This window comes from Aeromonas veronii (genome assembly GCF_040215105.1).
Lineage (GTDB): Bacteria > Pseudomonadota > Gammaproteobacteria > Enterobacterales > Aeromonadaceae > Aeromonas > Aeromonas veronii_G.
The window spans coordinates 3,855,388-3,870,191 of sequence record NZ_CP157875.1 but is presented as its reverse complement, the minus strand read 5'-3'; the positions used below and the strand labels follow the sequence as shown (position 1 = coordinate 3,870,191).

At 63.3% G+C, this 14,804-nt stretch carries 8 protein-coding genes; 7 read left to right on the top strand and 1 reads right to left on the bottom strand.

Annotation, left to right across the window (positions count from 1 at the left end; genetic code table 11):
* Position 1 precedes the first annotated feature (1 nt).
* From nrfB to ABNP46_RS17755, 7 genes are all read left to right on the top strand, one after another.
* The gene (gene nrfB, locus ABNP46_RS17785) at positions 2-2,248 is read left to right on the top strand and encodes a cyclic di-3',5'-guanylate-activated glycosyltransferase NrfB (RefSeq protein ID WP_349919591.1); all 2,247 of its coding nucleotides are present in this window, start codon (positions 2-4) and stop codon (positions 2,246-2,248) included.
* Positions 2,248-5,208 carry an NfrA family protein gene (locus tag ABNP46_RS17780; RefSeq protein WP_349919589.1) on the top strand — a complete coding sequence of 987 codons (2,961 nt, stop codon included), beginning with the start codon at positions 2,248-2,250 and terminating at the stop codon, positions 5,206-5,208. Before nrfB ends, ABNP46_RS17780 begins: the two co-directional genes overlap by 1 nt.
* Positions 5,208-6,095, top strand: coding sequence for a DUF4434 domain-containing protein (locus ABNP46_RS17775; RefSeq protein WP_349919587.1), 888 nt, complete (start codon positions 5,208-5,210; stop codon positions 6,093-6,095). Before ABNP46_RS17780 ends, ABNP46_RS17775 begins: the two co-directional genes overlap by 1 nt.
* Positions 6,096-6,521: 426 nt before the next feature.
* Positions 6,522-8,894: a poly-beta-1,6 N-acetyl-D-glucosamine export porin PgaA gene (pgaA, locus tag ABNP46_RS17770; RefSeq protein WP_349919585.1), complete on the top strand. Its 2,373-nt coding sequence runs from the start codon at positions 6,522-6,524 to the stop codon at positions 8,892-8,894.
* Entirely contained in the window at positions 8,891-10,852 is a 1,962-nt protein-coding gene (gene pgaB / locus ABNP46_RS17765; protein WP_349919583.1) for a poly-beta-1,6-N-acetyl-D-glucosamine N-deacetylase PgaB, read from the top strand. The genes pgaA and pgaB overlap by 4 nt, the downstream gene beginning before the upstream one ends.
* The gene (gene pgaC / locus ABNP46_RS17760) at positions 10,849-12,093 is read left to right on the top strand and encodes a poly-beta-1,6-N-acetyl-D-glucosamine synthase (protein ID WP_349919581.1); all 1,245 of its coding nucleotides are present in this window, start codon (positions 10,849-10,851) and stop codon (positions 12,091-12,093) included. Before pgaB ends, pgaC begins: the two co-directional genes overlap by 4 nt.
* Positions 12,086-12,403 (top strand): hypothetical protein, encoded by a 318-nt coding sequence (locus ABNP46_RS17755; protein WP_349919580.1) that lies wholly within the window; start codon positions 12,086-12,088, stop codon positions 12,401-12,403. Before pgaC ends, ABNP46_RS17755 begins: the two co-directional genes overlap by 8 nt.
* Positions 12,404-12,462: 59 nt before the next feature.
* On the opposite strand, the gene ABNP46_RS17750 is transcribed toward ABNP46_RS17755, so the two are convergent.
* Entirely contained in the window at positions 12,463-14,640 is a 2,178-nt protein-coding gene (locus ABNP46_RS17750; protein WP_349919578.1) for a glycoside hydrolase, read from the bottom strand.
* Positions 14,641-14,804: the final 164 nt, after the last annotated feature.

Sequence of the window (14,804 nt, the reverse complement as noted above, 5' to 3'; positions counted from 1 at the left end):
GATGTCGGAATATTGGCTGGTTGATGGCTTTGCCACCTATCTCTACGGTCTGAAGCTGATCGCCATCGTGGTGGCGATGGCCATGCTGGTGAGCGGCGTCGACGATCTCTTTATCGATGCAGTCTATTGGCTGCGCGCCACCTGGCGGCGACTGACCGTCTATCGTCGCCACGAACGTCTGGAATACCCGGCACTCTATGAACGGGAGGAGCAGCCTCTCGCCATCATGGTGCCCGCCTGGCATGAGACCGGGGTGATCGGTCAGATGGCGGAGCTGGCGGCGACCCGCTTTGACTACGAGAACTACCAGATCTTCGTCGGCACCTATCCCAATGATCCCGACACCCAGAAGGATGTGGACGAAGTCTGCGCCCGCTTCCCCAATGTGCATAAGGTGGTCTGCGCCCGGCCGGGGCCGACCAGCAAGGCGGATTGCCTCAACAATGTGCTCGATGCCATCTTCCAGTTCGAACGAAAGGCCAACCTCTCCTTCGCCGGCTTCATTCTGCACGATGCCGAGGATGTCATCTCGGACATGGAGCTGCGGCTGTTCAACTATCTGGTGGATCGCAAGGATCTGATCCAGATCCCCGTCTACCCCTTCGAACGTCCCTGGTACAACTTCACCAGCCTGCATTACTTGGACGAATTCGCCGAGCTGCACAGCAAGGATGTGCCGGTGCGCGAGGCCGTCTCCGGCCAAGTGCCCAGTGCCGGAGTGGGCACCTGTTTCAGCCGCCGGGCCGTCATCGCCCTGCTGGAAGACGGCGACGGTATCGCTTTTGACGTGCAGAGCCTGACGGAAGACTATGACATCGGTTTTCGACTCAAGGAGAAGGGGATGGAGGAGGTGTTCGTACGCTTCCCCGTCATCCGCGAGGCCAGGAGCACCCCGAACAAGCGCTGGCGGCTTGGCATGCACGAGCGGGATACCAACGTCATCTGCGTGCGAGAATACTTCCCCGATACCTTCCAGACCGCGGTGCGACAGAAATCCCGCTGGATCATCGGCATCGTCTATCAAGGCTTCAAGACCCACAAGTGGAGCAACAACTGGAAGCTCAACTACTTCCTCTGGCGTGATCGCAAGGGGGCGCTGACCAACTTCCTCAGCTTCACCGCCAGCCTGATCCTGCTGCAACTGCTGGCCCTCATCCTCTACCAGTGGCTGGCGCCGGATCCCTACTACTTCCTCTCCATCTTCGAGGGGGACAGCTGGTTGATCACCCTGCTTTGGATCAACATGTTTCTGATGAGCAACCGCATGTTGCAGCGGATGATCTTCGTGACCCGCTACTACGGCCTGATCCAGGGGATGATGTCCATTCCCCGGCTGTTCTGGGGCAACATCATCAACTTCATGGCGAACTGGCGGGCCCTCTCCCAGATCATCGCCCAGGGGGATCCCCGTCGGGTGGCCTGGGACAAGACCACCCACGACTTCCCGAGCCTCGGGGAGGAGAACCGGGCGCGCCGTCCCCTCGGCCAGATCCTGGTTAGCCAGGGCAGCCTGAGCAAGCAGCAGCTGGACGAGGCAGTACTGAACATGGAGCCGGGTCTGCGCCTTGGCAGCAGCCTGGTGCATCAGGGCCTGATCACCCCGGAACAGCTGGCCGCCGGTGTGGCGGAGCAGAGCGGGGTCGCCTGGGAGCACGTCGATGCCTTCAGCCTGCCCGAGGACCTGCTGGAGAAGGTGCCTCCCAACGTGGCTGTGCATTACGGGGTAATCCCCCTGCGCATGGAGAAAGAGGTGCTGGTGCTGGGGTGCGAAACCTATCTGGACCCTGTCTCTCTTGGCGCTCTGTCGCGCAAGCTCGCATCGCGGGTCTCCTATGTGATTGCCTGCAAGGGGGAAGTCACCCTGGGGCTGCGTCGCTGGTATGTGCGATCCACGCGTACCGACCCCAAGGGCGTGCTGCAAAAAGCCCTGGCCGATGGCCTGATCGATGAGGCCGGCTACGCCGATATCTGGTCCCGCTATCAGGCGAGCCAGGTGATGCTGCCGGAGATCCTCACCTCCCTCGGTCATATCGACGAGGCGGCGCTGCGCTCCCTGTTGCTGCGCCACGAGAGCAGTGAAGAGGTGCTTGGGGACTTTCTGGTCGATCAGGAAGTGGTCAGCGAACAGGTGCTGGCCCAGGCCAAGGGGCTGCAGAACCGCTATCAACTGAATGTGCATGACTTGCTGCGGGCGGCCGGGGTGAATGATGAAGCCTGGCTGGCGCGACAGAAAGAGGAGACCGTTTGATGCGTCCCGAATTACTGCTCCTGTCCGGGCTCTTGCTCGGGCAGGGTGCCATGGCCGCCCCGGCGGAATATGACCTGGGTCCAGGGGTGAGTAGTTATCAGCGTTTCGTGCTGTACCCACACCTTCAAAAAGGATTTTCTGCTCTGGAACGGGGGCATCGTGACAGGGCCATCGCCGAGTTTGAACAGGCTCGCAAGTTGCAGCCCGAGAACCCGGTCATCGCACTCTATCTGGCACGGGCCTACGAGCATTTTGGTCAGGACAAACATGCCGCTGCGCTGATCCATGAGCAGCTATCCATCACGCCGGGGTACGCCGAACTGCTTGCCATGGCCGAGGGGCTGCAGCGCAAGAACCCACTGGATCCGGCCTGCAATCAGCTCGAGTGCAAGGTGGCGAGAGCCGAACGTGATCTGCTGGATGGGGATCTGGGCGCGCTGGCCACGGCGCTGGAGGATCCCGCCCTGGCGGACAGTTCCCAGGGCCTTGGTCTGCGGCGCAACTTGCTGCAGCGTGCTCTGGGGGAACAGAACTGGCCCCTGGCCGCGGGTCAGTTCGCCTGGTTGGACAAGGCGGGCAAGCTCGGACCCGGCGAGACGAAACAGTGGGTCAACATGCTGCTGGCACAGGACAAGGTCGAACAGGCCGTGGCCTTGCGCCACCGGTTGCCAAGCGATGATGCAGAGCTGGACTTGGCCATTGCCCTGGCCCTTGGCAAGGATCAGCGAGGAGCGACCCTCGGCCGCTACCAGCAGGCCCATGCCCCGCAGTTCCAACGGGCGGATCAGGAGCGGGAGTGGCTGCAACTGGCCGCCAATAACCAGACCCTCGGCAGCGACGAGACCCTGCAATTTGCCGAGAATCAGGGATTTTATACCAGCCTGATGTTGCCGGTGCTGCGCCGCGAGGGGCGCTGGGCCGAGCTGGACAGGCTGCTGGCCAGGACGCCGGCGCAAGGGAATGCGGAGCTCGCTTTCGAGTCCGCCCTGCATCAGCGCCAGTGGAACAAACTGGCCAGCGAGGGGCGTCAGCTCATCAGGGGCTCGCGTCAGCCCATGGCTACGCTCGAGCAGGTGAGCTATCGCCTGCAGCAGGCGGGCCTCACGGCCGCGAGCCGGGCGCTGCTCATCGACTACTGGCCCTACAAGGGGGCCAGCCAGGCCGGGCGGGAAACCCTGATCCGGCGTCTGACCCTGTTGCAAGGGGAGAAAGGAGCCGCGCCTCTGCCAGATCGGTTGGCCGAACCGCTGCCTGAGCCCGGACTGCGAAGCCTGCAAGCCGGTCTGCTGGCCCAGTCGGGCCAGTGTGACGGTGTGGTACGGGTGCTGGGGGATCTCGCCGCAGACTATGATGCCGACAGCTGGCGAGCGCTCGGCCACTGTTATCGCCAGACCAAGCCGGGTCTGGCGGAATATGCCTTCGCCCGGGCCGCCAGCTTCGGCTTGCCGCAGGATGTGCGCCAGCTGGCTTACCAGGCCTATGAGAATCACCACTATGGGGCGGCACTCAAGGCCTGGCAGCAGGTGACTCTGGCTCCCGAGCAGCAGGAGCAGATGGCCGCCATCCAGTCGGCCCTGGATGCCGGCGATCAGTCCCAGGCCAGGCAATGGCTGGATGGGTATCGGCGGGCCGGCCTGCCCCAGGGGGCGGCATACTGGCGTGCTCTGGCCAGTACCCAGCAGGATGAAGAGGCCATCGCCAGCCTTGAGAAAGCCATCGCCCTGTCGCCCGAGGCATCGGACTATGCGCAACTGGCTCAGCATCATCAGCACCTCGGCCAGACGGCGCAGGCTCGCACGGCGCTGCATTCCGCCAATCGACTGGAGCCGGACAACCGGGAGTATCAACTCGCCTATGGCTATGCCCTGCTGGGCAATGACGAGAAGCAGGCGGCCAGTGACTGGCTGGAGTCCATCTACCGGCCGGGAGATACCCAGCTTGCCGAGCAGCTGGTTTATATCAACCAGTCCCTCGCTCACAACCAGAAGGCGCGGGACTACGCCGCCAAGGCCATCGACGGGGAGCAACCGGCGCAGCTGCGTTACGACCTGAGGCGTTTGCACGAGGATCTGGGACGCCGCTGGACCTACAGCTTCGATGCCTGGACCGGTACCGGGGCCGGTACAGTAAGCGGTATCGGGGGCAATGCCGTGGCCCAGAGCTATGCCCAGACCGAGGTGGAGTATCGTCTGGGGGACGAGCCCATTCGCAATGGCAAGACGCTCTCCGTCTACGGTCGTCTCTATGGCAGTAGCCAGAGCCAGCAGATCTATCACCTCAATGAAGGCACCCCCTACGACGGTACCTATGCCGAGGACAGAGGCAGCAATCCTCTCGACTTCAGGGATCCGACTCTGGGGATAGGGCTGCGATGGAAACCTTTTTCCAGCCAGACTTTTTTCCTCGCGGCCGAGGAGCTGATCCCCCTCAACAACAGCCAGGGGGGCGAGCACGACACCCTGATCCGGGCCAGCGCCTCCTTCCTGAATGACGGTAAATACAGCGATGAGTGGCATGTGGGGGAGAGTGGCTGGTGGGCCCAGAACCTCTATCTAGATGCGGCTCGCTACCTGCGTTCACAGCAGACCAGCCTGGTAGCCGATTATCGTCTCAGCTATCACCACAAGATCCGCTGGGGTGACACCCTCGAGCCCTATGCCCATGTGCAGGGGCGCCAGTACTGGAATGACAAGAGCCCGGATCGGGGTTATTACAACGCTGAGGGGGGCACGGTGGAATATTCGTCGGGATCCGATGACTACACCCTGCTGATGGGGGGCGTCGGGGTGCGCTGGAATCACTGGTTCGGGGAGACCCGCTACGATGCCTGGCCCCACAAGCTGAGCCTGGGGATCGAATACCAGCACAGACTGAAGAGCAATCCCGTCATCAAGGACATCGAAACCGGCGATGACTACGACAAAGGCACCCTGATGATGACCATGGGAGTGAGATGGTGATGAGACATTGGATAACGGCATTGACTCTCATCCTGCTGGCGGCGGCATGGCCCGCCCAGGCGAGTCAGGGGATTATTTATCAGCCCCAGCTGCGGGATGCCGCCATCGGCGAGGCGCGCTGGGACGAGATCCTGGCCCAGGTGAAACGGGAAGGTTTCGATACCCTGATCGTGCAATGGACCCGTTACGGTGAGGCCTTCGCCAAGCCGGAGGAGAGCGCCTGGCTGACGGATCGGCTCAAGCGTGTCAACGAGGCGGGACTGACCCTGATCCTGGGACTCTATTCCGACCCCGAATTCTTCCAGCATCAGGATCAGAGCGCAGGTCATCTCGATCGCTATCTCGGTCAGCAGGAGAGCCACAACCTCTCGCTGGCGCAGGAATGGCAGGCGCGTCTCGGCGAGGGGCACATCGCAGGCTGGTACCTGCCTGCCGAACTCGATGATCTCAACTGGCGAGCGCCCGAGCGCCAGGCACTGCTGGCTCGTCACCTAGCGAGTCTTGGCAAGGCGCTCAATGAGTTGAACCCGGTGCCCGTCTATATCAGCAGCTTCTTTACCGGCAAGATGAGCCCTGAAGCCTATCGGGAAATGCTGACCCTGATGGCGCAGAACGGGGTGAGCCTGCTGGTGCAGGATGGCAGCGGGACCGGCGTATTGAGTCAGCCGGAGCGGAACCTCTATCTGAGCGCCCTCGAGCCCTGCGAGGGACGGGTGGCCGGGCTCATCCACGAGCTGTTCGTCCAGCAGCAGGGCGAAGGCGCCTTCCAGGCCAAGCCCCTGGCTGAGAGCCAGCAACGGGCTCTCTGGTCGGCACCGGGCCGGTGCGGCAGCCAGCGCTGGTTCTTCTCCTTGCGCTACTTGCCAGGCTTGGCAGACCTGCGTTGAAGCCAGGGGCTGCGACACTTGAGGTCGCAGCCCCTGCCGTTTAAAACTGTTAATTTTAATAGCGAATTATCAGCCTCAGGTAGCGTCTATTAATCGATATGGCTTGATAACCCTGGCCATAACAATGTTTTTCGCCGCAAATTTTATCCCCACCATCAGTCTGCGTTCAGGCCAAGTTCATAATATCCCCCCATTGACTAATGTCGACGCAGACTCAAAATCGACCGCCTCGCCACCCCCGATGTGAATCGGGTTCGGAAAGTCGCAGGTCTCCTCTGGAGATGGCTGGACCGCACATACGAAGGGCAATCTCTGCCTTTCACCCTCAAATCCCCGAGTGTCCATGTCCCGTTGAATGATCAGGCTCAACCCTGATCCGCCATGGCTGGCGCCACGAAATCTGGGTGTATGTTGCGAATGAATCGCATGTTTTATCTTCTCGCGTTGTTGCCCGGGTTGTCCCGGGCGGGGGCGCTCGATCAGGAAAGAGAAGCCTGGGTCATCCAGGCGCGGCAGGGGCAGCTCGAGCGTGCTGCCGCAGGTCTGGATGCCCTCTACCGGCGCAGCCAGGATGGCAAGGTGCTCGACGACCTCATCGCCGTGCAACTCTGGCGCAAGGATCCGGCAGCCGCCCTGGCGAGCTGTGAGCCCTGCGAGTTCAAACCCATCTCCGATGTCTCCCTCGAAGCTCTCGCCAGAGCGGCGCGGGACGAGCGTCGTTATCCCCTCGCCATCAGCTACTACCGCATCTTGCAGGGGCGGGCGCCGGATAACCGCAATGCCTGGCTCGGTCTCTACCTGAGCGCCAGCGATCAGGGCAACCTGACCCTGGCCCGGCAGGCCGCCAGCGATTATGAGTCCCGATTCGGCCGGGATGAGGCCATTCTGGATGCCCGTATCTATGGGGCGCGCAGACAGGATGATGCCATGGGGGAGATGCTGGCCCGTCAGCAGTGGCTGGAGCGGGACCCCGACAACCCCGAGCAGCTGCTGGCGCTCTATCGGGTCGCGGTGAGCCTGGGAGCGGGCCCGGCGGCGTCGGATCTGATGCGCCAGCACCCTGCGCTGTTCAATCAGATCGACCGGCTCTGGCTGGATCACTATGAGGCGGTCAGCCTGCTGCGCAGTATCGCCCAGACCGAGGATCCCGCGCTCACCACCCACGCATTGCAGCGGGCGCTGGCGTTGCAGGAGCGGATCCTCGACAAGGCGCCGAGCGATCACCCCCTTCATGTGAGCAACGAACGGGATCGCATCGTGACTCTGGTGGCCCTCGGGCGCTTCGCACTCGCCGAGCGGGGCTCCGCCGCCCTGCTGGCCAAAGAGGCCCAGCCCGATTATGTGCTGATGGCTCGCGCCGATGCCCTGGCGGGCCTTGGGCGCAGCCGTGAGGCCAGCCTCATCTACGACGAGCTGGCACAGCGGATGCCGGCGGACAAGGAGCTGCGGGAGAAGCGCTTCTATGCCTACGCGGATCAGGAACGTTATGAGGCGGCCAGCGGGGTGCTGACCCAGTGGCAGGAACCCCTGACCCGCTGGGACTTCACCGGCAACACCCGCATGGACAACGACGATTACGAACGGCTGCTGCAGTTGCAAAACCTCCTGCTGGCCTGGCGCGGCCAGGCCGATGAGGCCGAGCGCCAACTGCTTGGCTGGCTTGACAGTGCGCCAGCCAACCCCTGGCTCTGGATGCAGCTCGGGGATCTGCGCCGCTGGCGTGGTCAGCCGGATCGGGCCGATGAGGCCTATGCCCAGGCGGCTCGCTGGCTGGCTCCCGCCAGTCAGGTGCAACTCGAACCGGGGCGGCTCAATGCCCGCCTCGATCGGGGTCAGTGGCAACAGACCCCGGCCCGCATCCGCGCCCTGGGGGATGGCAACCGGGATCGCAAGGCGCTGGGTCAGCGTCTCAAGCAGGAACAGGCGCCCACCCTGATGACCGAGTTCAACCACGGCAGCAGCGAGGGGGGATCCGTGCTGGCGAGCCGAGACTGGCGCTACGACGCCCGTCTCTACAGCGCCCGCAGCGACGCGGGCCATCGTTTGTTCGTGCGCCGTCAGGGGGGCTTTGGCGAGTTCGACAATGAACCCGAGCGCGCCGCCTACAGCGGCCTTGGCATGGAGCTCGCGTTCTACCCGTTACAATGGACGCTGGAGGCAGGGACGGGTTCTGAGCTGAACCACAGGGGCTATCTGTGGAACCGACTGGACTGGCGGCTCGGGGATCAGTGGTCCCTCGCGGGAGCCGTCAACCTCAACAGTGCCGACACCCCCCTGCGGGCACTCGCCCGGGGCGACTACGCCGATCAATATCAGCTCGCGCTGAACTGGCGCCAGGACGAGAGCCGGGAGGCGGGGGCTCAACTCGAGCTGATGGATCTTGGCGACGGCAACCTGCGCAAGAGCGTCTCCGGCTTCGTGCGCCAGGACCTGTGGCGCCGCGACCGCTGGTGGCTCGATGGCACCTTGCGCGCCGCCAGCTCCCGCAACGATGACGTCGAGGTGGATTACTTCAACCCTCTCGAGGATCGCAACCTGGAACTGGAGCTGGGCGCCCGCTATCGCCTGCCGCTGGACGCCAACCGTAGCCTGACCCAGGGTCTCTTTCTGTCCAGCAACAGCTACTGGCAACAGGGTTATGGCGGCAGTCAGGGCTGGCAGCTCAGCTACCGCCATGACTGGGTTATCTCATCAGCCCTGAGCCTGGGTTACGGCCTTGGCCGTAGCAAGGCCACCTATGACGGCGATGCCGAGTACGGCGATTTCGTCTTTGCCAATCTGCAATGGAGCTTCCTGTGATACGCCGACTGCTCACCCCATTCTGTTTGCTCATCTCCCTGCTGCTGCCCTGGGCAACCCAGGCCGCCCGCGAGGGGGAGGACTATGTGGTGCTCTGCTACCACGACATCATCGACCTCAAGCTGACCCCGGATCGCAAGTTGTATCCCCAGACCATGCGCCGGGACACCTTGATCCGCCATTTCAACTGGATCCGGCAGCAGGGTTATCAGCCGGTCAGCTTCCAGCAGATCCTGGATGCCAAGGCGGGCAAGGCTCCCCTGCCTCCCAAGGCCATACTGCTCAGCTTCGACGACGGCTACGAGAGCTTCTATCGCCTGGTCTATCCCCTGCTCAAGCTCTATCAGTACCCGGCGGTGTTCGCCCTGGTGGGCAGCTGGCTGGATGTCCCCCGGGATCAGATGGTGCCCTATGGCGACGACAAGCTGCCACGGGACTACTTCGTCGGCTGGCCGCAGATCCAGGAGATGCAGGACTCCGGCCTGGTGGAGATAGCCTCCCACACCTTCGCCTCCCACTTCGGCCTGCTGGCGAACCCCCAGGGCAATGTGCAACCCGCGGTGACCACGGCGGGCTGGAGCCCCCAGGGTTACGAGAGCCAGGCGCAATACAGGGCGCGGCTCAAGGCGGATTTCGAGGCGTCGAGCCAGCAGATCCGCCAGCACCTGGGGCAGAGTCCGCGCATCATGGTCTGGCCCTATGGCGCCTTCAACGAGACCGCACTGGAGGTTGCCAACGACGCGGGCATGCCCTACACCTTCACCCTGGATGACGGGGTCAACCGGTTGGCGGAGTCCGGCAGCCAGGTGCGCCGCTACCTGCTGGAGGAAGAGACCAGCCTGCAGAATCTGGACGAGATCATGGGGGGCAACACCTGGTCCCAGCCGCTGCAGCGGCTGGTGCACGTGGATCTCGACTATGTCTACGACAAGGATCCGGTTCAGCAGGGCAAGAACCTCGACAAGTTGCTGGATCGCATCAAGAACTACGGCATCACCACCGTCTATCTGCAGGCCTATGCCGATGAGAACGGCGACGGGGTGGCGGAGGCGCTCTACTTCCCGAATCGCCACATGCCGATGAAGGCGGACTTGTTCAACCGGGTTGCCTGGCAGCTGCGTACCCGGGCCGGGGTCAAGGTCTACGCCTGGATGCCGGTGCTGGCCTATGATCTCGGCCCGGGTCACCCTTATGTCACCGACAGCCGCACCGGCAAGCCGGCCCCGGATCAGTATCTGCGCCTGGCGCCTTGGGATCCGGCCAATCGCCGGTTGATTGCGGACATCTACGAGGATCTCGGTTTTTACACCAAGTTCGACGGCCTGCTGTTCCACGACGATGCCTTCCTCGGGGATTACGAAGGGGAGGGGTTGCTGTCTCGCAGCCCGGCGGCGCTCAAGGCGCAAGGGGAGCAGAAGACCCGCCAGCTCATCGACTTCACCCTTGAACTGAAAGCGGCCGCCGCCCGCTACCGGCAGGGAGGGCTGGATGGACTCAAGACGGCGCGCAACATCTATGCCGCCCTCATCACCGAGCCCGAGTCCCAGCAGTGGTTTGCCCAGAGCATGGCAGACTTTGCCGGAGCCTATGACTACACCGCCGTGATGGCCATGCCCTACATGGAACAAGCCGAGGATCCGGATGCCTGGCTCGCCAGGTTGGCGAAGGATGCATTGGTGACCGTGCCCGCCGACAAGCTGGTGTTCGAGCTGCAAAGCCGCAACTGGCGCACCGATAAGCCCGTCCCCGACGCGGAGCTGGCGCGCTGGATGCGGATCATCCGCGAGCAAGGGGTGACCAGCTTTGGCTACTACCCGGACGATTTTCACAACAACCAGCCGGATCCTGCCGAGTTGAAACCCGTTTTTTCGGCGGCGAGCCAGCCAGGTTCCACGACCGGAGCCGTATCAGGGCAGGCGACTGCCTCCGGTAGTCAGGTCGGGAGTCTGCAGCCATGACGACCTTTCTTGACGGACTGGCAGTCTTCACCCTGGCCTACCCCAGCCTGATGGCCATGGTGTGGATGTGCGGTGGTCTCTATTACTACTTCCAGTGGGAGCGGCGGGATCTGGCGCTGGCGAGGCGAGGGCTGACTCTGCCCCGTTATCCCAGGGTGACTCTGATGGTGCCTTGCTACAACGAGGGGGCCAATGTGGAAGAGACCATAGGCCACCTGCTGCGCCAGCGTTATCCCGACTTCGAGGTGCTGGCCATCAACGATGGCAGCCGGGACGACACCGGGGCTCATCTCGATCGACTGGCACTGAAGGATGAGCGGCTGCGGGTGCTGCACCAGCCCAATCAGGGCAAGGCGATGGCCCTCAACCATGCCCTGGGGGAGGCCAGTGGCGAGATCCTGGTGGGCATAGATGGTGATGCGGTTCTCGATCACGACGCCGTCATCTGGATGGTGAAGCACTTTCTGGAGAGCCCCAGAGTGGGGGCCGTGACCGGCAACCCCAGGGTGCGCACCCGTTCCACCATCATCGGCAAGATCCAGACCGGGGAGTTCAGCTCCATCATCGGGCTCATCAAGCGGGCTCAGCGCATCTATGGCACCGTCTTCACCGTCTCCGGGGTGGTGGTGGCGTTTCGCAAAGCAGCGGTGGAGGCGGTCGGCGGCTGGAGCACCGACATGGTGACCGAGGACATCGACATCAGCTGGAAGCTGCAACTGGCGGGCTGGCTCATCCACTATCAACCCCAGGCCCTGTGCTGGGTGCTGATGCCGGAGACGGTACGCGGTCTCTACAAGCAGCGGCTGCGTTGGGCCCAGGGGGGGGCCGAGGTGATGTTGCGCTACGGCTCCCGGGTGCTGCGCTGGCAGAACCGGCGTTTCTGGCCGCTGCTGCTCGAGTATGCCGCCAGTGTGGCCTGGTGTTACGGCATGCTGCTTTTGGCCCTGAGCTGGCTGCTGCACCCGGATCTTGCCGCCCTGGCCGAGGGACATTTTTTCGCCTGGTCCGGGGTGCTGATGACCGGCATCTGCCTGCTGCAATTTGGCATCAGCATCTTCATCGACAGCCATTACGACCGCACCATGCTGCGCAGTTTCATCTGGTGCGCTTGGTATCCATTGGTCTACTGGCTGCTCAACCTGGTGACCGTGGTTGTCGCCGTGCCCAAGGCCCTGGTGCGCCGCCGCGGCCAGCTGGCGGTATGGGAGAGCCCGGACAGAGGAGAGTCCTTCCGTGAGTAAACATCGACTCGGCAAGGCGATGATCATTCGCAACGGCAACAGACGCAGCTGGCGTTATCGGTTGCGTGACCTGCTGTTGCTGTTGCTGACCTGGGGCAGTTGGCTGTTTCTGGCGCTCCAGCCCTGGTTCAACTATCTCAAGAGCGGTGAGGAGGTGGGCTTCATCGGCTCGCTGGACTGGCAGGAGCTGGGACAGCTGTTTCTGGCGCTGATAGCCGGTCTGTTCCTGCTGATCCACTTCTGGGCCAGATACAACAAGTTGCTCCATCGGCTGCTGCAACGGCGTCTCCAGTCACGGGAGCGAGATTGAGGCACCAAAAAAACAGGCCCTGCCAATGAGCAGGGTCTGATGTTTCGGGATGGCTCCGCCTAGATCTTCAACAGACGGACGGGCTGGTCCTTGAGGGCCACCAGCAACTGGTGCCCCGGCAGCTTGTGGCCATCGATCAGGATGCTGCCCTTGCCGAAGTTCGCCACCAGCCGGCTGCCGTCGGAGAAGCGGGTCTCCTGCACCCGCCCCACGCCGTCACGCCAGCGAAAGCCCACCAATGCCTTGTCCCACAGCGCCTCGTGCAGGGGGGCGAACTGGGCATCCAGCTTGACCAGTTCCGGCAGACGGCTCTTGAGGGTGCTGCGGCTCAGGTTGACCAGAGGCGGGGTGTTGTAGAGCAAGCCGAGCAGGGCCCGCTCCTCCCGGATGGCGGGGAACTTGAGATTGTCCAGCAGCCAGTGGTGGCTGTTGATCACCGAGTCGTGGAAGACCGCCTGATAGAGGGGCAGCCTATCTGCCGGGTTGAACACCGTCTTGAGGTAGCGGGGCTTGAGGCGGGCGGGCTGGAAGAAGACCTGGGGCGCCTCGTCCGGCCACCACTGGCCGAGGTAGTAGGGGGACTTGGCCTGCTTGCGCATGGCGGCGTCTTCCCAGCCAAATCCCCAGCTCTGGATGCCGTGGGCAAACATCAGCGGCTGGCTGGTGAGGGCATTGCCATCCTCCGAGCCCAGCACCAGTCCGAGGCGATCCCCCACCCAGCTCATGCGGGCGTTGCGGGCGGCAATCATGGCTGCGCTGCCCTGCTGGTGGGCCGGGCTGTAGTCGCTGGAGGCCATGGCGGTGCCATCCACGTCGAGGAACAGGCTGTTGATGGCGCTGGCCTTGGCCAGCTCCCCCATGCGCTCCTTGGCAAATGACAGGGTGCAGCCGGGGTTGAGATAGACCCCTTCGCCGCCAAAGCCGGGTCTGGGCTTGCCGTCTGCCTCTATGATGGCGCAGCGCTTGCCGAGTTCGGTGGGCAGTTGGGCGGTGAGCCAGCTGTCATTGCTACCCGGGGGAATGGCGGTGTCATAGGAGTCATAGCTGCCCACCAGATAACCCAGTCGCTTGGCGGCGGCGATGGCCTGATCCTGCTGCAGGGCGGCGGTCCATTGGGGGGTACCCAGCCAGAGCTTGCGCAGCCCCGCCTGTTGCAGCGCCTCTATGACCGGCAGGGAGAGCCCCTGGCCCCAGCGTGCCTGGGGCACCAGCTGATCGCCAAACTGGCTCTTGGCCCACTGCTGACGCAAGGTCAGCACCTTGCCTTGCAGCAGAGGGCCTTGCTGGGCGGGGAGCGGCAACTGGCGGGCGATCAGCCGGTTGAGCCCTTCCATGATCTGGGTCTGTTGCCAGATCTGGGGGGCAGGCGTAGCCAGTGCGGCTTGCTCCTCACTGCCAAAGGCCTTGAGCCACTCCGGCTTGCTCAGGATCTTGGCCTGCAGGCCGGCCCAGTCTTTCACATCCTGCCTGTCCAGCAGGGCATCCCCCCACAGATAGAGATGGCTGGCACCGATGAGGCGCCGCCCGGCCGGGATGTGGCCGAACTTGTCGGCGAGGGATTGCCAGGCTCCCTCGGCCTGCAGCCATTCCCTATAGCGCCTCGCCCCCGCCAGCCAGTCGTCCCCGACGCTCAGGCGCACCACCAGGGGAGCCCGGTTGAAGTGGTTGAACTCGTGGTTGGCGGTGAGTTGCAACCTGCCCCCCTTGCGGCTGAAGGCGAGGTGATTGTCATAGGGGCTCTGCAGGATCCAGCTGTAGGTCTGCTTGCCCGCATCCTGGCTCCACATCGGCAGCTTGAGGTCATAATGGGTGTCGATCTCGCTCAGCTCGTCGCCGATATAGCCGAGCCAGTCGCTGTCACGCACCGAAAAGCGGCTGCCCTCACCAAAGGCCATGGATAGGTGGGTCTGGTTCTTCGGCAGGCTGTACCAAGCGAGCTGGCGGGGACCGTCACTGGTGAGGGTGAGCAGCAGATCCTGGCCGTCCAGTTCCACCTCGACCTGGGTCTCCTGGGCGGGCCAGCGCCAGCGTATGCCTTGCTCGTCCTGCTGCAGATGGCTGACCTGGCGAGCCACCTGTCCCGCGCTGACCGGCACGTCGCCCACCGAGATGGCGAGGGTGTCCGGATCGATGCGATAGCTCAGATGTTCCCCTTGCAGCAGTAGGGGAGCCGCACTCAGGGGGACGGCCAGCAAGAGGCCGAGCAGGCCGGTGCCGACGAAGGAAAGAGGGGGCATGGGGTCTCCTTGGAACACGATCGGCGTCAGGGTATATCCAGAAGAAAGGGAAGGAAAGTATCAATAAAGAAGTGGGATTATTTGAGTCTTCCTTTTGTGAGCCAATGCCTATCTCTCTGTTTTGGCTGTGCATTCATCCGGGGAAGCATGCTCACTGGCATGAG